The sequence below is a fragment of the Pseudochelatococcus lubricantis genome, from assembly GCF_011762225.1.
Classification (GTDB): Bacteria; Pseudomonadota; Alphaproteobacteria; order Rhizobiales; family Beijerinckiaceae; genus Pseudochelatococcus; species Pseudochelatococcus lubricantis.
Genome location: NZ_JAASQI010000007.1, coordinates 90,756 through 112,507, shown reverse-complemented (window position 1 = coordinate 112,507; position 21,752 = coordinate 90,756). Strand labels below are relative to the sequence as shown.

Here is a 21,752-nt window from a genome sequence, read left to right as displayed (position 1 = left end):
AAGCGGGACCGACCCCCGGTGTGATGCGCATAATCAGGGAGGAAACATCGGCATGGACAATAATAACACGGGCCATCGCGTGACAACCCGTCTGGCGGAACTGGGCATCGATCTTCCGTCGCCCGTCGCACCGGCGGCCAATTATGTCCCGACACGCAGGACGGGCAATCTGCTCCACGTCTCCGGGCAGGTGCCGCATGTCGACGGCAAGGACGCCTTCACCGGCAGGCTCGGCGACACCTATGACGTCGAACAGGGACAGGCGGCCGCCCGCCTGTGCGCCATCAATATCATCGCGCAGGTGAAGGCGGCGCTCGATGGCGATCTCGACCGCGTCACGGGCGTCGTGCGGCTGGGCGGCTTCGTCAACGCGACGCCTGATTTCACCCGGCATCCGCAGGTACTCAACGGTGCTTCCGATCTCATGGTAGCGGTTTTCGGCGATGCCGGCCGCCACGCCCGGGCGGCCGTCGGCGTGTCGTCGCTGCCGCGCGGCGTGCCCGTGGAAGTCGATGCCATCTTCGAGGTTTCCTGATGGCGCTGGCGCTTCCGCCGCGATCCGGCGCGGGCGGCAGGATTCCGCTCCATGTGCTGACGGGCTTTCTCGGCAGCGGCAAGACGACCATTCTGCGGCGGCTTCTGCAGAGTCCCGAGTTCGCCGACACCGCAGTCATCATCAACGAGTTCGGCGAGATCGGGCTCGATCACGTCCTGGTGCGGGATGTGGCGGAGGATGTGGTTCTGCTGTCGTCGGGCTGCCTGTGCTGCGGGGTGAGGGGGGATCTCACGTCGACGCTCATCGATCTGCTCGAAGGCGCGGCGTCCGGCGCCATCCCGCCCTTTCGCCGCATCGTGGTGGAGACGAGCGGTCTGGCCGATCCGGGGCCGATCCTCGGCGCCGTCGTCAGCGACCGGGCGCTGAACGTGCATTTCGCGCCCGGTGTCGTCGCCACCGCCGTCGATGCGGTGAGCGGGATGCAAAGCCTGCAAGGCTTTGTCGAGGCGCGCCAGCAGGTGGCGCTGGCCAGCCGGCTGCTGATCACGAAAACGGATATCGCCGACGACGACGGGATCGCTGTGCTGGAGCGGACGCTTGCTGGCCTCAACCCGCTGGCGCCGCCGGTGCGGCTTTCCATGCAGGCGGCGCCGCGCTTCGCCGACCTGTTCGCCCTCCGGCCGCAGGACGATCCGCTCCCCGCCGGAAGCGGCTTCTCCGCCAGTTGGACGTCGCATAGCGACGGTATCGGCTCCTTCACCGTTTCGCTCGACTGCCCGGTGCCGCGCGCCGCTTTCATCGAATGGCTCGAACTGCTGCTTGCCGCCCGGGGCGAGTCCATTCTGCGGGTCAAGGGCCTTCTGGCCGTCACCGGCAGCGACCTGCCGCATGTGGTGCAGGGGGTGCAGCAGCGCGTGTTTCCGCTGGAGACTTTGCCGGCGTGGCCGGCGGGCGCGACGCGGACCGGCCTCGTCTTCATCGCGCGCGACCTGACCCGGACGGCGATCCAGAGATCGCTGGAAAGCCGGCTGAGCTGAGGGCTCGGCCGGCGTCCCTTCCGGTCAGGCGGCGGCCCCGGTCTCGTAAAGCTCGATCTTGGTGCCGTCGGGATCGCGGACATAGATCGACAGGCCATAGGGGCCGTCGTGCAGATCGTTGAAGAAATGCACGTCAGCCTCTTTCAGCCGGGCAGCAAGGCCGCGCACGTCATTGACTTCGAAGGCGATGTGATCGATCTGGCGATGGCCCGCCTCCTTGCCTGCGATCAGGGCGATGCCCTGCCGGAAGGCGGTGAAGGGGCGCCCGTCCGCCAGCGGCTTGGCCGGGCGGATGCTGAAGCCGAGCAACCGCGTGTAGAAGTCCACCGACCGGTCGATGTCCTCGACCATGATCAACTGGTGGCCGTATTCGAGCACGCGCGGCCTGCTCTTCTCATCGATCCACGACGCGACTTCCGCGCTGGTCGACAGCTCGCAGAAATATTGCTGCCAGACCTCCTTCGCCGTCGTCTCCCACGTGCCGTTGACGCCGGCGATGCAGTCGTCAACGGCAACGACGTCGAGATCGCGCAGATAGGCCTCCCGGATGGAGGTCTCGACGCAGGCGTTCGTCGTGGCGCCGGTGACGAACAGGTGCCGCACGCCCAGTATCCGCAGCAGGATCTCCAGCCGGGTTTCGTGGAAGGCGCCGAAACGGTGCTTGCGGATGACATGGGCGGGATTGACAGCGGCAAGGTCCTTCAGCTCGTCGACGATTTCCTCGTCCCAGGTGTTGGCGAGCGCGGAAATCTGCTTGCGGCGCGCGGTGTGGTTCGCAAGCTTCTTCCCGGCACGGCTGTGATCGGTCGCGAAGTGCTCCTGCAGCGTCCACAGTACGGGAATATCGGCCTGCTGGAAGCGCTCGATCAGCGTCTTCAGCGGCGGCACGATGGCCGACAGGCGGCGGGTGTCGACACCCGAAACGCCGAGTGTGCCTTCCTCATGGATGAAGGCGTTCTGCAGATCGATCACGAGAAGGGCGGATTTGCCCGGCTCCAGTACGTCGAGACTCATTGCCCCTTCTCCTCTGCGTCCGCGGCTGCCTGCGCCTGCTTGTTTTCCTGCATGTCGATGCCGAGAACGCCGGCCCGGCCCCAGCTTGCCTTCGGTGTTTCGTGGATGACCACATGCAGGTGGTCCGGCTTGCAGGCGGCCTCATTGACCATGGCATCGGTGATGGCACGCACCAGATTGCGTTTCTGCTCGACGGTGCGGCCTTCCCACATTTCGACGATGACGAATGGCATCGGTTAATTCCCCTTATCGCTCGGCCGGTTCTGCGGCCCTTTCATCGAAACCCGGCGTTAGGCGGCTGGCGCGACGGCCTCGATCCACACCGGGACGGTCATCGAGAAGCCGCGCACGAGATCGCTGCCGCCCCGGTTTTCACCGGCCAGCAGCCATAGCGGGCGGTTCGTGTAGTTGATCAGCACCTGTTCCTCCATGCAGCACCGGTTGGCGGGGCTGCGCGGATCGCGGTCGTAATGGCTCGTTGCGGGCATGACGCGGATGACATAGAGCGGCCTACCAGCGCCGCGCGCGGCCAGTTGCGGAACGGTACCCCGGCCGATGGCCGCGATATCAATCGCCTCGATGGCGGTTTCCCGGTCCTCGAAAGCGACCAGTATCACGGCGCCGGCAAGCGGCGTGGCCGGCCAGTAACGTCCCTCGCGGTCTTCCCGCAGGAAACTGCAATAGTGCGCACCGTCGAGATACAGCTCGCTGTCCCACAGCAGGATGTCCGGCCCGAGTAGCGACTGGGCCGTCGCCACGACGGGCGCGCTTTCACACAGGTCGAGAAAGGCCCATGGATCGGTGATGGCATCCGCGAGCCCCCACGGATTGTGGATGCCGGAGAGCCGCTCCTGCCGGATCGTTGTCCCGCGTGCGGCGAGATCGGCGACGTGCGCGCCGGCGCTGCGGCGTTCGGGCAGCAGCGGCAGGCGGCCTGCGAGATCGGGCAGGGCGGCCGCTTCCGGCATGGCGCTCACGCCGGCACCGTCACGCAGCGGCCGCGGCCGAAGTGCCTGTCGTCGACGGCGCCGTCTTCATAGACCACCTCGCCGCGCGCGACGGTGAGCACCGGCCAGCCCCTGAGCGTCCAGCCCTCGTAGATGCAGGTGCCCTTGCCGGTGTGACGCACCGTGCGCTCCTCGTCCGGATCGACAAGAACGAGATCGGCATCGAAGCCCGCATCGATATCGCCCTTGCGCGGCCACAGCCCGAAGCGGCGGGCAGGGTTGTAGGAATTGAGCGTCACGAGGCGCGACAGCGGCAGCCCGCGCTGATGTACGCCGAAATGCAGCATCAGCGGCAATTCCCAGGGAAAGCTGACCACGCCCGGGAACTCGGTCCAGATGTCTTCCAGCTTCTTCGGCAGGAAGGGAACGTGGTCGGTGCCCAGGCTGTAGACGGAACCGTTGAGGATGCCCGCCCACAGGCCTTCCAGCTCGGAGCGGTCGCGCAGCGGCGGCGAGATCTTGGCCCGCATGTCGAGATCCTCGTCATAGCAGGTGCGCGTCAGGTAGTGCGGGCAGGTCTCGACCGTGACCTCGATGCCGCGCGCCTGTGCTTCCGCCGCCAGCACGGGGCCCATGCCCACGGAGGTGTGGACGAGATGCAGGGAGCAGCCCGTCTTCTCCGCCAGAAAGATCATGCGACGGATGGTCTCGACCTCGCACAGCGCAGGGCGGGATTCGGTATAGGCGCCGAGATCCTGCCGGCCGGTGGCGATCATCTCCTTCTTCACCCAGGCGGCGATCTGGGTGTTCTCGCAATGGACGTTGATGACCCCGCCGGGGATTTTCGCCAGGATGCGCATCGCCGCGTAGACCCAGCCATCGGTGGCGGGGACGATGCCGATGGGGTTGTCGGGCTCGTAGCCGAAATAGCACTTGAACGAGCGGACGCCGGTTTTCGCGACAAGCTCCGGTATCTCCGCGATGTGCTCCTCGCGCTGGATGCCGAAGTGGAAGCCGAAATCGATGGCTGCATTGGCCTCGCCGATCGCCCTGCGCTCCGCGTAGAACGGCAGGTAGGATTCCTTCAGGTTGCGGATATAGAGCAGCGCCGTCGTCACCCCGCCCGATGCGGCGGCGGCTGTTTCGGTGCGCATGTCCTCATCGAACGGGAACTTGACCCCCAGATGGCAATGGGGATCGATGAGGCCCGGCATCAGCACCAGCCCTTTTGCGTCGATGATGCGATGCGCGTCGGGCAGAAGGTCGTCCCTGCCGGTGAGCGCGATCTTTCCGTCATGCACGGCGACCCCGCCATGAAATTCGCCGTCGTGGCGCACCACGCGCGCATTCCTGATAACCAGATCGACTTTCATGCCCGCTTCTCCCGCAGTTCCGCGATGCGTCTCCTGATGCCGCTCCACTGGCTGCGGCCGACCGTGACCGGCGCCCGCGCGCCCATGCCGCGCGCCCATACCGCCTTGAGGCCGAGCGCTGCCGCCGCCTCCCGGTCGATGGTGCCTGGCGGGGCGGCGATGTCGACGAGCAGCGTCGACGGCCGCAGCGTCGCCAGCAGATCACGTCCGATGATCTGTTTGGGCACGCTGCCGATGACCATGTCCATGCGCGGCAGCAGCGACGGCAAATCCTCCAGGCTCCACGACTCCGCCCCCGCCGCATAGGCGGCTGCGCGCTGGACGGGATTGCGCGCCGCCACATGCACCCGCGCGCCGAGGGAAACCAGTGTGTGAGTGAGCAGCGAGCCGATCGTGCCCTGTCCGACGAGCAGGATATCGGCCCTGTGAATGGTGATGTCGGTGTTCTCGATGAGCACCTTGAGAACACCCTCGACGATGGCCGGACCGCGCAGCAGCATCAGGTCGACGTCCCACTCGTACTCGTGCAGCGTGATCCCGAGCGCTTCGCAATGGGCCTTCAGATTGGCGTCCGCCCAGCCGAGGATGATATGGCCGGGCTGCTTCATGCCGGCGAGCGCCTCTCGGGTCGGGATGATCCGCCCGCCCGCCGCAGGTGCAAACAGTGCCCCGTCCGGCGCGATGCCGGGAATGGGAAAGAGGGCGATGTCGGCGCCATTCAACGCCTGCTCAAGGCTGTCCGCGAGCGTCACGCCCTTGATGCCGCCTTCGGGCCAGGGAAAGCCGAAGGCGCGCACGCTGGCGCCCGCGTCGCGGGCGCAGCGGGCGATTTCCTGCTCGCGCGCGTCGCCGGCGACGACGGCGATGGTGATGTCGTTCCAGCTATCTTGCCAGCTGTCTTGCCGGGTCATGACGCCCTCACTTTTTCCAGAAGCTGATCCTTCGACAGGCCGGCGATGCCCATCGCCTGCGCCGTGCGCCCGCCCTGCCGGTAATCGACGCCGACGGCAGTCTCCGCCAGCGTGTAGAGCGCCTCGGCGACCGGCACGTCGACACCGGCGATGCGTGCCAGTTCGATGAATGGCAGCAGGCCGTGGCCGAAATCCTCGCGGTAATAACGGTGTTTGAAAGAGTCGGGGGCCATGATGCGGCGGTTCGCCTCGCCGCCGGCGATCGCCGCCCGGTAGTTGCCCGGATCGTCAAAATCCGCCTCGACCGTGCCGACAAGCTGCATCTCGCCGATGAGGTCGGGAAGCGCGTGGCCAAAGGCCTGCGCCACCGCAAGCCGCTCCCCGTCCAGCCGGCGCATGGTGCGCGCGACACCGTCCGTCATGCCTTCGACGTAGAACGTGAAGTCGCCGCCGGTCGCCTCGACCCAGGCCGCGCCCAGCACGGCGCCGGGCGGGTGCAGCACAAGATTGGTGCTGCTGAGATCCGCCGCCAGCACGTCGCGCACTGGCGCCGCGCCCGGAAACAGGTGCGCCGCCAGATCAAGCTCCGCCGCCCCGCCGCCCAGCGCCGCCGCGCGAACCTGCCGGGCGCGTCCGCTGACGGTGACGCCGTCGGGGCGGTATTTGCGCGCGACATAGGTCAGCGTCGAAAAGGCGACCACCGGCGGCGGTGCGGCTCCCGCGCTCCGGAAAGCATGCGAGAATTCCAGCGCACCGCCGGTATGGCCGGGGTTGAGGATGATGGGCTTGCCGGCGGACCACCCGGCCCGCGCCAGCGTCGCCGCCATCGGCGCATGCGAAAAGGTCGGCAGTGCAATCACCGCCGCATCGACGTCCTCGATCGCCGCCGCGACGTCGCTCGTGATGCGGGCCATTTTTGCGAGGCCCGTGCCAAGCACGCCCTCATATTCCACGCCGCCCGCCGCCTGATGGGGGGCAAGCGTTTCCGGCGAGCGCGCCCAGAGATGGACGTCGTGCCCGGCGAGAAACAGCTCGCTCGCTGCCGCCGCGCCGCCTGCACCCGCGCCCAATACCGCAATCTTCATCCACTCCTCCAACGTCCGCTATCGCCGGCGGCCACGCGCCGGCCCTGTTCCCCTCGGCTGTTCGTGCAGCCGAATTCTTGTCATCCGTGCTGTTGGCGGTTTTATTTGATCACAGTTTATGATCACATAAGGGAATGTCAAGCGCGGTACACGGGCCGGGCATGACTTCCCCCGGGATGGCGGGCGCCGGCGCCCGCCGCCTTTCAGTTGCCCTCGTCGTAGAGCGTCGTGGCCGTTTCCACGTCGTCCTTGTGGAGGCCGGCGCGCACCACGGCGGCGGCGGCCAGCTCGCGCGCCTTCCGCCGCACGTGGCGCTCGTCGACGCCATGCACCTTGCCCTCGCCGTAGACCTTCACGCCGTTGACCCATGTCTGGCTGACGGAGGCTGTGGAGGCGGAGAACACGAGCGCCTGCAGCGGATCGTGGAAAGGCGTCCATTCGACGTGATCGAGATCGAACAGCACGAAGTCAGCCTTCTTGCCGATTTCCAGCGAGCCGATCTCGTCGTCCCACAGCAGCGCCTTCGCGCCCTCGATGGTGGCGGCGCGCAGCGCCTGCCTCGCCGTGAAAACGTCCGGCTTGATGCGCGCGTCCTTGAACATGCCTGCGACGAGCAGCATCTGGCGCATGAGGTTCAGGTTGCCGGCCGCCGACACGCCGTCGGTGCCGAGGCCGACCTTGACGCCCGCCTGCGCCATTTCCGGATATTTGCCGATGGCCGTCGCGCCCTTGCCGAGCTTGAAGGACGAGCAGGGGCAGAAGGCCACCCCCGCGCCGCGCTCGGCCAGCAGTTGCACTTCCTCATCCGTCACCGCCGCGCAATGGGCGATGACGAGATTGCGACGGATGCCGCCGACGCGATCGATGCGCGTGATGGGCCAGCAGCCGTATTTGCTCTCGCACACCCTGGCCTCCTCGATGGAGGTCGTGAGGTGATACGTCGTGCCGACGCCGAGCTTCTCAGCCAGCGCCACGGCACCGACATGCAGTTCCAGGGTGCAGGGCTCCTTGCCCTCGATATTGACCCAGCAGCGCGCGCGTCCGTCGAGCGCGCCGTTATACTTGACGACGCAGGCTTCGAGTTCCCGAAGCGCGGTCTGCGCATCGGGAAAGAAATGATGGTCGGCCATTTCTTCCGTCCAGCCGCGCGGCAGTTCCGCAGGGCGGTTGTCGGCGGCGTGGCGGCCGGTGATACCGCGGATGCCGGTCGGCTCCATGGCGCGGACGACGATGCCGGGGTCGTATTGCGAGCCCATGTCGAGGAAGCAGGTCGTGCCGCCGCGCAGCATCTCGGTGATGCCGAGCAGCGCGCCCCAGTACTCGTCCTCGGCCGTGATGTGGGCGTAGAAGGGCTTCGCCCAGTGGAACACCCAGGCGCGGGTGTTGAGATTGTCGGGGAAGGCTGCCCGCGACAGGGTTTCGGACAGGTGCACATGGCTGTCGACGAAGCCCGGACACATGCCGAGCATGCTGCCGTCGATCACCTGATCGAAGCTCTCCGGCGCATGCCGGTCGGCGATGGCGGCGGCCGGGCCGATATCCGCGATGCGGTCGGCATCGATGACGATGCTGGCATTGCGCAGGACCGTGTCGCTCTCGTCGACGGTAAACAGGAAATTCAGGTTCCGGATCAGGGTGCGCATTGACGGGCTCCCGCTGTAACGTGACGAAAAGGATGGGGCGGCGAGCGTGCTGCCGCCGCTCAGGCGACGGCGGCGCGCGCGGCATCCTCCCGGCCCGCGGCGTTGCCTGCCCGCGCGGTTCCGGTGCGGATCAGGGCATCGGTGTCGGCATAATCGGACAGAAGCTCGGAACCGGTGGCGGTGACGAGCAGCATGTCCTTGTTCTGCATGCCGAAGCCGTGGCCGGTATCATAGCAGAGGGGCTCGAAGCCCAGCACCATGTTTTCCTCGATGACGGCGTCGCTCCCCGGCGCGCCCAGGATCGGCGTCGTGCCGAGATAGGGATCTTCGTGCAGATGCAGGCCGATGCCGTGGCCGACGAAGGAAATGGGCGGCAGGTCGAGCTGCGCCAGTTTCGCGCAGAAGGCGTCGTAGATGGCACGGCAGCTCGCACCGGGCTTCACCATGTTCATGATCTCGTACTTGCATTCGACGAGGTGGCTCCAGATCCGCCCGGCATGGGGCGGGGCCTCGCCGACGAAGGCAGTGCGGCAGACGCCGGCCTGATAGCCGCCGATGACCGAGAAGATTTCGACGCGGCAAACGTCGCCATGCCGCAGCACCCGTTCGCTCGGTCCGACATTCGGCAGCATGCTGCGCTCGCCGGTGGCCACGATCATCAGCTTGAAATGTTCGGCGCCGAGCGCATAGACGTTGCGCGTGAGGTGGCCCGCGATGTCCATCTCCGTGTCGCCCGCGTCGACGGCGGCGAGGGCGTCGGTGATCGCCTGGTCGGCGATGCGCGACAGGCGGCGCAGCAGGGCGATCTCCTCCGCCGTCTTGATCTGGCGCAGCCGCGCGAGGACGTTTTCGGCGCGTGTGAACGCGGCGTCGGGCAGCGCCGCCCTCAGGCGGGCGAAGTCGCCGGCCGGCAGATAATCCATCTCCAGCCCGATGTGAGCCCTCGCCAGTCCGCGTGCGCGCAGCTCCTCCGCGAGAACGGTCATCGCATCGTCGGAAAACTCCGCCCATACCCGCAACGGGGTGTCCGGAGCGCGGCGGCGGATGGTGCCGGCCTCCATGTCGACGCCGACGAGCGAGACGCCGCCATCGGCCGTCACCACCGCGAAGGCGTGGCGATGGCGGATCAGCGGCTGGGAAGGCACCACGAAACCCGTGACATAGGCAAAATTTTCCGGCGATACGGAGACGATGGCGTCAAGCCCGTGCTCAGCCATGGCCTTCTTCTGCTTCTCGATGATTTCCGGTCGCATTATCGTTCCCTCTGCATCCAGATCGTGTCATCGTTTCACGGAAACGCCGACACGATATAATTATTTGATTTATAATGGGTTTTTTCGATCGAATGCTTCCGTTCGATCGGCATGCGCTCTGGAGCCCCTGACAAACCTCGCGAGGTCGGCTGGCCGGTGTTCCGGCCTTGCCGCGTCGCCGATCCCCGCCGATGCGCCACGGCGCCGCCGTCAGTCGCGCACGCGGTATTGCTCGATCTTGCGCTCGTCGACATCGATGCCCATGCCCGGTCCGGTCGGTGCCTCGATGGCGCCGTCGACCAGGCGCATCGGCCCGGCAAGCAGGTCGTCCTTGTAGTAGATGCCGCCGATCTGGCCGGTCTGCGCCTCGGCCGGAACGGAGACGGGTATGACGCACGACAGGGTGACAGCAGGCGAGGCGAGGGCGAGCTGCACGTTGGCAAGATTGCCGATGCCGGTCTCGATGGAGCCGTTCACGTTGCAGACGATGCCCGCCGCCCGGCAGACGGCGGCAACCTCCTGCGCCTTGTAGAGCCCACCTGATTTCGTGGTGTAGATGGAGACGATCTGCACCGTGCCTTCGCGGATGATCTGGAGCACGTCGTGAGCGTTCCAGGCCGATTCATCTGCCATGACCGGAATATCGATCTTGCGCGCGACTTCGGAGATGCGCTCGATGCCCATCGTCGGCTGCTCGACATACTTGATGCGGCAGGGCTCGATGCGGCGGATGACCTGCAGTGCCTCGCCCGGCGTGGCGTAGCCCTCGTTGGCGTCGACGCAGATTTCCATCTGCTCGCCCGCCGCTTCGCGGACCGCGTGCACGATACGCACATCGCGCTCGGGGTCGACGCCGATCTTGATCTTGATGGTGCGGATGCCTTCCCGCGCGAGCTGCGCCGCCTCGGCCACCGCTTCCTCGACCGATATCAGGCCGATGGAATGGGTGACGGGCACGCGGGTGCGGGCCCGGCCGCCGAGGAGAACATGGACGGGAACGTCGAGCCAGCGGCCGGCAAGGTCATAGGCCGCAAACTCGACCGCCGCCTTGGAATAGGGGTAGCCGCGGATGATGGCGTCCATGCGCCGGTGCAGCTCGACGATGTCGCCGACCTCGACGCCCGTGATAGCCGGGGCAAGATAGGTATCGATGACGGCGCGCGTGATCAGTGCGGATTCGCCGAAATAGCGGCCGAACTCGCCGCCCCAGTCCTTGAGCGCCGGCGCCTCGCCCCAGCCGACGCGCCCGTCGCTGTCCGTGATCCTGACGATCACATAGCGCCCGATGACCTCCGTCAGCCCGGTCCACTTGTGCTCGCGGCGGGTGGGCAACTGGACGATCATGGTCTCGACGGACTTTATGACTGGCATGTCGATTTTCCCCCGCAATGGTCGCCGCCGTTTGCCGGCTCTGCCGACAGAAGCCGGGCTGCCGGCGGCATTGTGATGTGATTGGAGCTGTGCTTTAATGTGCGAGATCACTTAGTGTGATCACATAATATGATCTTTGATGTCGGCCGTCAAGCGCATCGGAAATCCGGGCGCAGCCCAGGGATGGAGAAGCCGGTCATGATTGTGGAAACCACGAATTACCATGCGCAGGAAGAAAAGGTGGAGGCCGTTCTCGCCCAACGGCGGGCAGCGTGCGCCATACGCAGGGAGCTTGGCCTCGACCCGGGCGTGATCCATGTCAGGCTGGAGGGCGACGGGCCCGTCGTGCGCTGGCAATGCGCGTTCGCCAGCCGTGAGGCTTACGACGACGACATGCGTGTGCGTGGCGGTTCACCGGCGTTCCGGTCCGCGCGGGAGGCCATGCATCGGCTGATCGAACGATTCGAACGCACGCTGTACCTTGTGGATGGCGAGCAGGACGGCCCGGAAACGCAGGCTGGACGTGCTGCCGCACCCGGCAGATCACTGCCCTGAAAACGGGCAATCGGCGTAATCGTTCATCAGCGAGAGGCCGAAAACCCGCAGAAGGCCTGCAATTCGCCAATTGTCCGCCTGTTTATTATAGCAGCTTGACAGCGTATCGTTGTGATCACAGTATGAGATCAAGAAAGCGACGTCCGACGGGCCCCGTCATGACCCGCATGATGGACGGCGCCGGTCCAGAATGAAGCGCAGACAAATGCGCGTGAGGAAGGGGAATGACATGATATTCAAACGTTCGCTCGCGAGAGTGGCGGCGACCATTGCAGCTGTCGCATTCGCCGGGGGGCTTGCTATGTCCTCCGCCAGTGCCGCGGACCAGGTGAAGGCCCGTTTCAGCTGGAAGCTCAAGGGCGAGTATGCCTTTTTCTACCTTGGCCAGGAACGCGACCTCTACGGCAAGAAGCAGATCGGGCTCTCCCTCGGCGAGGGCGCGGGGGCCCAGGCGGCGCTCGGCGCGGTGCTCCAGGGGCAGGAGGATGTGGCTATCCTGCCGGGCATTTTTGCCATTTCCGCGATCCAGAAGGGCATGCCGGTCAAGCTGATCGCACTGTATCAGCCTGCCGCGCCGGTGGTGATCATCTCCCATCCGGAAAACCCTGTGACGAAGCCCGGCGAACTTGAGGGCAAGACGATCGCCCACGCCGTCGGCGAGACGGGCACGTCCTATCTGTCCGTTCTGTGCGCGAAGAACAATGTCGATTGTGGCAAGCTCAGCAAGGTGCAGATGGACTCGCAGTCGCGCGTGCCCCAGTTCCTGCAGAAGAAGATCGATCTCGTCAGCGTCTATCTGACCAACGATCTCCCGTTGCTCGCCGAGCGGACGGGCGTCGACTATCCGGTGCTCGATCTCGCGCAGTTCGGGCTGGAGGTGCCGGGCCTTGCCATCGTGGCGAGCGAAGAGGGCATCCGCAAGCGCGGCGACGTCCTGCGCCGGTTCCTGGCCGCGACCAACGAGGCGATCGAGGCAACGCGCGCCGATCCGGCGGCGGCTGTGACGGCGCTGAAGGCCGCCTGGGCGGGCAGCCCGTCGGACAAGGTGCTTGAAAAGCAGATCGTGGAGACGTCGCGCTCCATCCCCGCGCAGGGAGAGAAACCGCTCGGGTGGATCAGCGAACAGGCCATCGAAAATGCCCTGGCGCTGCTGGCGACGGAGCCGGACTTCGGCAAGCCGCGCCCGACCGCCGCTTTCTATACGAACGATCTCCTTTCCGAGTGAGGCAGCCGTGGCCAGATCCAATGTCCTGAAGCCGGAAGCCCTGAAGCCGGACGCCCGGGAGGCCCTTGCCGGCCGTGGCGGCAAGACGGCCCCGATGGCGGTACCCGTCCGCAAGAAGCGCAAGCGCCGTGTCCTCGAAAGATATTCGGCGATCATGCTCGCCGGTTTCATCCTTCTGCTGTGGCAGATTCTCGTGCCGCTTTCCGGGCTCTCCGAGTTCATCCTGCCGACGCCGGCCGCGATCGTCGCAAGGATCGTTGAAGACTTCCCGCTGCTTGCGATGCATGGCTACGTGACGCTGTTCGAGGTGCTGGCGGGCTTCGGGCTCGGCGTGCTGATCGGCGTTCCGCTCGCCCTCGCCATCTTCTATTCGCCTCCGTTCCAGTCCGCCGTCTACCCCCTGCTGGTGGCCCTGCAGACGGTGCCCAAGGTGGCGCTTGCGCCGCTGCTCGTGCTCTATCTTGGCTATGGATGGGCGCCGAAGATCACACTTGCCTTCCTGATCGCGCTGTTTCCCATCGTGATAGGGACGGTGGTCGGGCTGCAAAGCCTCGACAGGAACCTCGTCGATCTGACGCGCTCGATGGGAGCGAGCGAGTGGCAGACGTTCCGCAAGGTGCGCCTGCCGGCTGCACTGCCCAACATCTTCGGTGGCTGCAAGGTGGCGATCTCGCTCTCGGTGATCGGCGCGGTGATCGGTGAGTATGTGGCGGCGGAACGCGGTCTTGGCTATCTGCAACTGCAGGCCAATGCCCAGTTCGACACCACGCTGAACTTCGCGAGCGTCGCGGCCATTTCGGCGCTTGGGGTGACGCTCTTCTTCATCCTCTCGTTCATCGAGTCCAAGGTGGTGTTCAGGCGCGACACGGCCCGGTGACAACCGCGCGGCAATCCGGCTGTTCCCTTCGGAAAGCCGGATCATCAGAAAGGAAGTAGCCAATGAACGTTGCATCCCGGATCGCCGGCGCGCGGGTCTCCATTTCCGGTCTAGTGAAAACCTACCAGACACGGGACGACGTCGACGTGCTGGCGCTCGACAATATCGACCTCACGATCGAGCGGGGCAGTTTCGTCGCCGTCGTCGGCCCCAGCGGTTGCGGCAAGAGTACGCTGCTATCGCTGGTGGCGGGGCTTGTCGAGGCCTCCGACGGGCGGATCGAGATCGACGATCAACATATCGTCAACAGACCTCACCCCAAGATCGGTGTCGTGTTCCAATCCGATCTCCTGCTCTACTGGCGCACGGTGCTCGACAACATCCTGCTGCCGATCGAGATCAAGCATCTCGACGTCAAGCGTCACATCCCGAAGGCCGAGGAACTGCTGCGGCAGGTCGGCCTCAAGGGCTTCGGCAACAAATATCCCTCCGAGCTGTCAGGGGGGATGCGCCAGCGCGTCGCCATCTGCCGCGCGCTCATTCAGGAGCCCGGCCTGCTGCTGATGGACGAGCCGTTCGGCGCGCTGGATGCCCTGACGCGCGAACAGATGATCATGGATCTGCAGGAGATGTGGACGCGGCTCGGCAACACCGTGCTGTTCATCACCCACGGCATCGACGAGGCGGTGTTTCTCGCCGACCGCGTACTGGTGATGTCGCCGCGCCCGGGCCGCATCGCTCTCGATCTGACGATCGACATGCCCCGGCCCCGCCGCTGGAGCAACGCGCACGAGAACCCCGGCTATCAGGGCTACGTGCGCAAGATCCGCGAGATCTTCGAGGCCCAGGGCGTGCTTGTCGCGCATTGAGCGTCAGGGGAGACCGCGTCCGGGAGGCCACTGCCGCGGCGGGAATACCGCGCCGCTGCCGTGGCCGGCGTCGCGTATCATATGCCTGACGCCGCCGCCTATGCCGGTGCCGCGCGACTTTCGGTCGTCTTTCCGATGATCCATTCGGTGAACGCACTGATCAGCGCGCTGTGCTGGGTTTTCAGCGGGGTTACGATGTAGTAGGCGCCAGGCCCGGCAAATGGAACCTCATTGAGCTTGATCAGCCGGCCGTCGGCCAATTCCTGCTCAACGAGAAAGCCGGGCGCAAGCGCCACGCCCATGCCGACGGCCGCGGCCTGGATTGTCATGGCGAACTGGTCGAATATCGGACCGCGATAGGGGTGCGGATGGTCGATATGCGCCTCGTCGAACCAGTGTCGCCAGAGGCCGGGCCGCGACGCCTGCTGCAGCAAGGTGGCGTCGAGCAGATTGGCGGCGTCTCGCAGCCCCCGCGCCTGCGCATACGCGGGGCTTGCCACGGCGATGATGTTCTCGTCGCAGAGATAGGTCGCCTCGCCCTGAGGCCAGGTGGGCGCGCCGTAATGGATCGCGATGTCGACGGACTTTTCGGAGAAGTCGAACGGCTTCGGCTCCGACGTCAGGTTGACGGTGAGCGACGGGTGCCTGGCGATGAAATCCGGCAGGCGCGGAATGAGCCAGCGGGAACCGAATGTCGGCAGCACCGCGATGGTCAGTGTCGTGTCGCTTCCCGCCGACGCGACGATGGCATGCGTCTCCACCTCATAATCGCGCAGGATCTTGCGCACCGAGCGCAGGTAGCGCTCGCCGGGCCGGGTCAGCGTGACGCGGCCTTTGGTGCGGTCGAACAGCACGACGCCGAGCGTGTCCTCAAGCTGGCGTATCTGCTTGCTGACGGCGCTCTGGGTGAGGGCGAGTTCCTCGGCGGCCCGGGTGAAGTTGCCATGGCGGGCGGCCGCCTCGAAGGCCGTCATCTCCTGAAACGATGGCATCAGACTGCGCGAGAACGCCATTGCGGGCTCCTGTCATTCCGGAATGTCATGGGGCGACAACATACCATCGCTTGTCGCGATCGGCGCAAGCCGGAAGATGGGCCATCTCGCGGTTCCGCGCACAAAGCCCATACGACAACATTCCAGAGCCTGACATGCCCCGCGCGCTCATCGTCCACGAAAACTTCTTGCGGCGCGTCGGCGCCGGCGACCTGCCGGCGGGCGGCGCGCCCGCTCCCGGCCTGACGCATCCGGAAGCCGTCAGCCTGTACCGCTCGCAATGCCTCAGTCGAGCGCTCGACCGCACGAGCCGCGCCATGCAGAAGGCCGGGCAGGGCTTCTACACCATCGGCTCCTCCGGCCATGAAGGCATGGCGGCCGTGGCCCATGCACTGCGGCCAACGGACATCGCGTTTCTGCACTATCGGGATGCGGCGTTCCAGATTGCCCGGGCCGCGCAGGTTCCCGGCCAGACCATCGCCTGGGACATGCTGCTGTCCTTCGCGGCGTCGTGCGAGGACCCCATCTCCGGCGGTCGCCACAAGGTGCTGGGCTCGCGGGCTCTGAACATCCCGCCGCAAACCTCGACCATCGCGAGCCACCTGCCCAAGGCGGTCGGCGCGGCCTACTCGCTCGGCCTGGCGCGACGCCGCCCGCCGGAACATCGCGCGCTGCCGGCGGACGCCGTCGCTGTGTGCTCCTTCGGCGATGCTTCCGCCAATCACTCGACGGCGCAGGGCGCCTTCAACACCGCGCAATGGACGAGCTATCAGGGCACGCCGCTGCCGCTGCTCTTCGTCTGCGAGGACAATGGCATCGGCATCTCGACGAAGACGCCGAAGGACTGGATCGCGGCGAGCTTCGCCAACCGGCCGGGCCTGAAGTACTTCCACGCCGACGGTCTCGACATCTACGACACGTTCGTCGTGGCCTGCGAGGCGGCCGACTACGTGCGCAACCGGCGCAAGCCCGCGTTCCTGCATCTGCGCACGGTGCGCCTCTACGGCCACGCGGGCGCGGACATGCCGACCACCTACATGAGCAAGGGCGAGGTCGAGGCCGAGGAAGCGAACGACCCGCTGTTGCATACGGTGCGCCTGTTGCAGGAGGCGGGTGCGCTCGCGCCCACCGAGGCGCTCGCCATCTATGAGGAGACCTGCGCGCGCACGGAGCGCATCGCGGCGCACGCCGTCACCCGGCCCAAACTGCGCGACGCCGCAGGCGTCATGGCGAGCATCGTGCCGCCGCGCCGGGAGTGTCAGCAGGGCAATGGACCGTCCGCCGAGGCGCGCGCCGAGATGTTCGGCAGCGACATGCGCGCCATGGACGAGCCGCAGCCCATGAGCCGCCTGATCAACTGGGCGCTGGCCGACCTGATGCTGGAGCGGGGCGAACTCGTCCTCGCCGGCGAGGACGTGGGGCGCAAGGGCGGTGTCTATGGCGTCACACAAAAACTGCAGACGCGCTTCGGGCCGGACCGCGTCATCGATACATTGCTCGACGAACAGGCCATTCTCGGGCTCGCCATCGGGCTGGCGCATAACGGCTTCCTGCCCGTGCCGGAAATCCAGTTCCTCGCCTATCTCCACAACGCGGAGGATCAGATCCGCGGGGAGGCGGCCACGCTGTCCTTCTTCTCCAACGGCCGCTACGCCAATCCGATGGTGGTGCGCGTCGCCGGGCTCGGTTACCAGAAGGGCTTCGGCGGCCATTTCCACAACGACAACTCGCTCGCGGTGCTGCGCGACATTCCCGGCCTCGTCATCGCCTGTCCCTCCACGGGCACGGACGCTGCACGGATGCTGCGCGAATGCGTGCGGCTGGCGCGCGAGGAGCAGCGCGTCGTGGTGTTCATCGAGCCGATCGCGCTCTATCCGATGCGCGACCTCCATGACGACAAGGATGGCCTGTGGATGACCCGTTATCCGCCGCCGGACGAGCGCATCGGGCTTGGCGAGATTGGAATACATGGCTCCGGCACCGATCTCGCCATCGTCACCTACGGCAACGGTCATTACCTGTCCCGGCAGGCGGAGAAGGTGCTGCGTGAGCGCGGCATCGGCCTGCGCATCATCGATCTGCGCTGGCTCGCGCCGCTGCCGGAGGAGGCGCTGCTGGCGGCAACGGCCGAATGCCGGCGCGTCCTCATCGTCGACGAATGCCGCCGCACGGGCAGCCAGTCGGAAGCGCTGATGGCGCTGTTCGCGGAGCGCACGGGCATACCGGCGGCGCGCGTCACGGCTGAGGATTCATTCATCGCCACCGGCCCGGCCTATGCCGCGACGCTGCCGTCTGCCGCGGCGATCATCGGGAAGGTACTCGAACTCGTCGGAGTGAAGGCATGAGAACCGCGGTCGTCATCTGTCCCGGGCGCGGCACCTACAACAAGGGCGAACTCGGCTATCTTGCCCGCCATCATGCCGACAAGACGGAAATGCTCGCCGGCTTCGACGCCGAACGCCGCCGGAAAGGGCAGGAGGAACTCGCCTCCCTCGACGGCGCGCCAGCCTATTCGGTGGCGCGCCACACGCGCGGTGACAACGCCTCCGGCCTGATCTACGCCGCGACCTGTTTCGATTTCCTCGCCATCGACCGCACGGCTGTCGATATCGTGGCCGTCACGGGCAACTCCATGGGCTGGTATTCGGCGCTTGCCTGCGCCGGCGCCCTTTCCCCACAGGCGGGTTTCACGGTCGTCAACACCATGGGCACGCTGATGCAGGAGCACCTCATCGGCGGGCAGATCGTCTATCCCGTCGTCGGCGAGGACTGGGCCGACGACGATGCCCGGCGGCGGGAACTGCTGGCGCTCGTCGCGGGCATCCACGCGCCGCCGGAACGCCATCTCGCGCTATCCATCGACCTCGGCGGGATGCTGGTGCTGGCCGGCGATGCGGCGGGGCTCGCGGCGTTCGAGGCCGCCGTGCCGCCCGTGCAGGGCCGCTTTCCGATGCGGCTAGCCAACCACGCGGCGTTCCACACCGCCCTGCAGGAGCCCGTGGCGGGGAAGGGGCGGGCGCTGCTTGGCCCTGACCTGTTCGGCGAGCCGGATCTGCCGCTCATCGATGGGCGCGGGGCGATCCGGTGGCCGCATGCCTCCGACCCTGCCACGCTCAGGGACTACACGCTGGGCGAGCAGGTCATCGCATCCTACGACTTCACCCGCGCGGTCCTCACCGCCGCACGCGAGTTCGCACCGGACCTGTTCATCATCACCGGGCCAGGCGCGACGCTCGGCGGGGCGGTGGCGCAATCGCTCATCCGCGCGAACTGGCGCGACATGCGCACCAAGGCCGATTTCCAGCGGCTGCAGGAGACCGATCCCGTCATCGTCTCCATGGGGCTCGACGAGCAACGCCGGTCGGTAACCGCTTCCGGCTGAAAGGCTCTTCGGCCTGCGTTGTTGCCGTTCCGGACCGGCGCCTTCGGGAATGCCCGACAGGTCGTACCGTTTCCTGCGGGAATGGAATACTGATAACATGGCACTATCAAACATCGGTCGGTGCTGATTTTATCGATTCAGCCGCATACTGGCCGCCGGTACAAGCCGTGACGAAGGGGAGCGGGATGACCGCGCAAGCCCGGTCTTGTTCCGGGGCGATGCATTCCGCCGACGCTGACAGTGGGACCGTTTCCATCCGCCCGCCGTCGTCAAACCAGAGAAGGAAACTGTCATGCCATCTCATTCCTCTCCCCCTCTTTCCTTCGCTGCGGAAGTTCCGGCGCTGCTGGCGGAACTCGGCGTGGATGCGGCGCGCTACACCGGCGGCGCGCTGAAGGCCCGTTCGCCCATCACCGGCGAGATCATTGCGGAAGTCTCCGGGACCGGCGAAGCGGAGGCAGGGGCCGCCATCGCGCGTGCCCATGCCGCTTTTCTGGAATGGCGGCTCGTGCCCGCGCCCCGGCGTGGCGAACTGGTGCGCCTGCTCGGCGAGGAACTGCGCGCCCATAAGGAGAGGCTCGGCCGCCTCGTCTCCATCGAGGTGGGCAAGATCACCTCGGAGGGTTTTGGCGAAGTGCAGGAGATGATCGACATCTGCGACTTCGCGGTCGGCCTGTCGCGCCAGCTCTACGGCCTGACCATCGCCACCGAGCGACCTGAACACCGCATGCAGGAAACGTGGCATCCGCTCGGTGTCACCGGCATCATCTCGGCCTTCAACTTTCCCGTCGCCGTGTGGTCGTGGAATGCGGCGCTGGCGCTCGTCGCCGGCAATGCAATCGTCTGGAAGCCGTCGGAGAAAACGCCGCTGACCGCGCTCGCCACCGACGCACTGCTCGACCGCGCGCTCCGGCGCTTCAAGGCGGAGGGCGGCAGCGCGCCGGACGGGCTGTCCGCCGTGCTCATCGGCGGCCGCAACGTAGGTGAGGTGCTGGTGGATCATCCGCAGGTGCCGCTCGTTTCGGCCACGGGCTCCACGGCGATGGGCCGCGCCGTCGGCCCCCGCGTCGCGGCGCGCTTCGGCCGGACCATCCTGGAGCTTGGCGGCAACAACGCCGCCATCGTCACCCCCACAGCCGACTTCGACCTGACGCTGCGCGGCGTCGTCTTCGCCGCCATGGGCACGGCGGGCCAGCGTTGCACCACGTTGCGCCGCCTGTTCGTGCATGACAGCGTCTACGACAGTTTCGTGCCGCGCCTGAGGAAGGCATATGAGTCCGTTCCGGTCGGCAATCCGCTGGAGGAGGGCAATCTCGTTGGCCCGCTGATCGACAGGGCGGCTTTCGAGGCCCAGCAGGCCGCACTGGCGGAGGCGAGAGCCGCGGGCGCATCGGTGACCGGCGGCGGGCGGGAAGACGCGGGCTTCGGCCCCGATGCCTACTATGTCCGCCCCGCGCTGGTCGAAATCGCGGAACAGGCCGGCCCGGTGGAGAAGGAGACCTTCGCGCCGATCCTTTACGTGATCCGCTACAGCGATTTCGATGCCGTGCTCGACCTGCACAACGCCGTGCCGCAGGGCCTGTCCTCCTCGATCTTCACCAACGACGTGCGCGAGGCGGAGACGTTCCTGTCGGCGCGTGGCTCCGATTGCGGCATCGCCAATGTCAACATCGGCCCCTCGGGCGCGGAGATCGGCGGGGCCTTCGGCGGCGAGAAGGAGACGGGCGGCGGGCGCGAGTCCGGTTCGGACGCATGGAAGGCGTACATGCGGCGCGCCACCAACACCATCAACTACGGCCGCACGCTGCCGCTTGCCCAGGGCGTGAAGTTCGACGTGGTGTGAAGCAACGCGGAGCAAAGGGCCTGCGCATGCTCCCGAAAAGCAGATGCCGCTTATTGGAAAAGATCATGTTTCATGGGGCTATTGACCTGCCCCATGCAACTGACTACAAGGAAAACGCTGTCGCCGATTGAGCGAGAGCGGGGAATGGAGTCTCCCGAAACCGCCATCCGGCTGATGACCCCTGCCAACCGTCCCGTTTCGGGGATAACAAGGGCGCGATGCGCCTGACGGCAGGAGACATGGTGGTTTTCAGCAATCATTCAGATACCGATGGCGCGGTGGCCGTTATGCCGCTCTCCGCTTTGCGGCACCTTCAGCAAGCCGCCGGGGGGGCGACAGCGTGATACAGACCACACTATGGGTCGCCCTCGGCGGCGCGATCGGCACCGTTGCCCGTTTCTGGATCGCTCTCTGGATGGCACCGCTCAGCCGCGACCTGCCATGGGGTACGATGCTGATCAATGTCGTCGGGTCCTTCGCCATCTCGTTTTTCGGCGCGCTGACGGTCGAGCATGGCCGCTACCCCGCGCCGGAACTCTGGCGTGCCGCCTTCATGGTGGGCATCTGCGGGGGCTTCACGACCTTTTCCTCGTTCAGCCTCCAGACGCTGGAGCTGATCCGTGCGGGTGCGCCCGGGCGCGCCCTGATCAATATCGGCCTTTCCGTCGTTCTGTGCCTGATCGCCGTGGCGCTCGGCTATCTTGCCGCCGAGCGCGTCAACGGCGGTATCCGGCAGGTCGTCCAGGAGCAAATCGAGGAGGATGCGGGATGACGGGCGACGTCAGCCTGAAGCCGGGCACGATCCTCGCGGTTCTCGCGGAGCGGGCGGGCAAGCCCGTCTCGCCGCCGCTACGACGGAGGATATCCGGCGACGATGCG

General features: G+C 66.4%; 20 protein-coding genes and 1 riboswitch. Of the genes, 10 read left to right on the top strand and 10 right to left on the bottom strand.

Annotation, left to right across the window (positions count from 1 at the left end; all coding sequences use genetic code 11):
- Window positions 1-52 precede the first annotated feature (52 nt).
- Window positions 53-535, top strand: a complete 483-nt coding sequence (locus tag FHS82_RS14660; protein WP_166954156.1) for a RidA family protein — start codon at window positions 53-55, stop codon at window positions 533-535.
- Window positions 535-1,533: a CobW family GTP-binding protein gene (locus FHS82_RS14655; protein ID WP_166954154.1), complete on the top strand. Its 999-nt coding sequence runs from the start codon at window positions 535-537 to the stop codon at window positions 1,531-1,533. The genes FHS82_RS14660 and FHS82_RS14655 overlap by 1 nt, the downstream gene beginning before the upstream one ends.
- 24 nt (window positions 1,534-1,557) lie before the next feature.
- Here FHS82_RS14655 and FHS82_RS14650 read toward each other — a convergent pair whose 3' ends face one another.
- The 9 genes from FHS82_RS14650 to FHS82_RS14610 form a co-directional block, all read right to left on the bottom strand.
- Window positions 1,558-2,547 (bottom strand): isochorismatase family protein, encoded by a 990-nt coding sequence (locus tag FHS82_RS14650; RefSeq protein ID WP_166954152.1) that lies wholly within the window; start codon window positions 2,545-2,547, stop codon window positions 1,558-1,560.
- Entirely contained in the window at window positions 2,544-2,780 is a 237-nt protein-coding gene (gene thmT, locus FHS82_RS14645; RefSeq protein ID WP_166954150.1) for a 2-hydroxymuconate tautomerase, read from the bottom strand. The genes FHS82_RS14650 and thmT overlap by 4 nt, the downstream gene beginning before the upstream one ends.
- 57 nt (window positions 2,781-2,837) lie before the next feature.
- The gene (locus tag FHS82_RS14640) at window positions 2,838-3,515 is read right to left on the bottom strand and encodes a resolvase (RefSeq protein ID WP_166954487.1); all 678 of its coding nucleotides are present in this window, start codon (window positions 3,513-3,515) and stop codon (window positions 2,838-2,840) included.
- Window positions 3,516-3,520: 5 nt separating this feature from the next.
- Window positions 3,521-4,867, bottom strand: a complete 1,347-nt coding sequence (locus tag FHS82_RS14635; protein WP_166954148.1) for a dihydroorotase — start codon at window positions 4,865-4,867, stop codon at window positions 3,521-3,523.
- Window positions 4,864-5,778 carry a dipicolinate synthase subunit DpsA gene (locus FHS82_RS14630; protein WP_166954145.1) on the bottom strand — a complete coding sequence of 305 codons (915 nt, stop codon included), beginning with the start codon at window positions 5,776-5,778 and terminating at the stop codon, window positions 4,864-4,866. Before FHS82_RS14630 ends, FHS82_RS14635 begins: the two co-directional genes overlap by 4 nt.
- Window positions 5,775-6,863, bottom strand: coding sequence for an NAD/NADP octopine/nopaline dehydrogenase family protein (locus tag FHS82_RS14625; protein WP_166954142.1), 1,089 nt, complete (start codon window positions 6,861-6,863; stop codon window positions 5,775-5,777). The genes FHS82_RS14630 and FHS82_RS14625 overlap by 4 nt, the downstream gene beginning before the upstream one ends.
- Before the next feature lie 203 nt (window positions 6,864-7,066).
- Window positions 7,067-8,506, bottom strand: coding sequence for an amidohydrolase family protein (locus tag FHS82_RS14620; RefSeq protein WP_166954138.1), 1,440 nt, complete (start codon window positions 8,504-8,506; stop codon window positions 7,067-7,069).
- A 59-nt stretch (window positions 8,507-8,565) separates the two neighbouring features.
- Complete coding sequence (locus tag FHS82_RS14615; protein WP_166954135.1) at window positions 8,566-9,759, bottom strand: M24 family metallopeptidase; 1,194 nt, start codon at window positions 9,757-9,759, stop codon at window positions 8,566-8,568.
- A 210-nt stretch (window positions 9,760-9,969) separates the two neighbouring features.
- Entirely contained in the window at window positions 9,970-11,130 is a 1,161-nt protein-coding gene (locus FHS82_RS14610) for a mandelate racemase/muconate lactonizing enzyme family protein (RefSeq protein WP_166954131.1), read from the bottom strand.
- 198 nt (window positions 11,131-11,328) lie between these two features.
- On the opposite strand from FHS82_RS14610, the gene FHS82_RS14605 reads away from it, so the two are divergent.
- The 4 genes from FHS82_RS14605 (at window position 11,329) to FHS82_RS14590 (ending at window position 14,656) form a co-directional block, all read left to right on the top strand.
- Complete coding sequence (locus FHS82_RS14605; RefSeq protein ID WP_166954128.1) at window positions 11,329-11,685, top strand: hypothetical protein; 357 nt, start codon at window positions 11,329-11,331, stop codon at window positions 11,683-11,685.
- A 229-nt stretch (window positions 11,686-11,914) separates the two neighbouring features.
- Window positions 11,915-12,910, top strand: coding sequence for an ABC transporter substrate-binding protein (locus FHS82_RS14600; protein ID WP_166954125.1), 996 nt, complete (start codon window positions 11,915-11,917; stop codon window positions 12,908-12,910).
- Window positions 12,911-12,917: 7 nt separating this feature from the next.
- Window positions 12,918-13,787, top strand: coding sequence for an ABC transporter permease (locus tag FHS82_RS14595; RefSeq protein ID WP_343042588.1), 870 nt, complete (start codon window positions 12,918-12,920; stop codon window positions 13,785-13,787).
- Window positions 13,788-13,849: 62 nt separating this feature from the next.
- The gene (locus tag FHS82_RS14590; protein ID WP_166954121.1) at window positions 13,850-14,656 is read left to right on the top strand and encodes an ABC transporter ATP-binding protein; all 807 of its coding nucleotides are present in this window, start codon (window positions 13,850-13,852) and stop codon (window positions 14,654-14,656) included.
- A gap of 98 nt (window positions 14,657-14,754) precedes the next feature.
- Here the strand turns inward: FHS82_RS14590 and FHS82_RS14585 are convergent, their stop codons facing one another.
- Complete coding sequence (locus FHS82_RS14585; RefSeq protein WP_166954117.1) at window positions 14,755-15,669, bottom strand: LysR family transcriptional regulator; 915 nt, start codon at window positions 15,667-15,669, stop codon at window positions 14,755-14,757.
- A 134-nt stretch (window positions 15,670-15,803) separates the two neighbouring features.
- On the opposite strand from FHS82_RS14585, the gene FHS82_RS14580 reads away from it, so the two are divergent.
- From FHS82_RS14580 to crcB, 4 genes are all read left to right on the top strand, one after another.
- A complete protein-coding gene (locus tag FHS82_RS14580) occupies window positions 15,804-17,993 on the top strand; it encodes a dehydrogenase E1 component subunit alpha/beta (protein WP_166954115.1) in 2,190 nt (729 codons plus the stop codon).
- Window positions 17,990-19,030 carry an ACP S-malonyltransferase gene (locus FHS82_RS14575; protein WP_166954113.1) on the top strand — a complete coding sequence of 347 codons (1,041 nt, stop codon included), beginning with the start codon at window positions 17,990-17,992 and terminating at the stop codon, window positions 19,028-19,030. The genes FHS82_RS14580 and FHS82_RS14575 overlap by 4 nt, the downstream gene beginning before the upstream one ends.
- A 292-nt stretch (window positions 19,031-19,322) precedes the next feature.
- On the top strand, window positions 19,323-20,873 hold the full coding sequence (gene amaB / locus FHS82_RS14570; protein WP_166954111.1) for an L-piperidine-6-carboxylate dehydrogenase: 1,551 nt from the start codon (window positions 19,323-19,325) through the stop codon (window positions 20,871-20,873).
- A gap of 131 nt (window positions 20,874-21,004) precedes the next feature.
- Window positions 21,005-21,064, top strand: a riboswitch (Fluoride riboswitch).
- Window positions 21,065-21,216: 152 nt separating this feature from the next.
- Entirely contained in the window at window positions 21,217-21,645 is a 429-nt protein-coding gene (gene crcB / locus FHS82_RS14565) for a fluoride efflux transporter CrcB (RefSeq protein ID WP_166954483.1), read from the top strand.
- The last annotated feature ends 107 nt before the right edge of the window (window positions 21,646-21,752 follow it).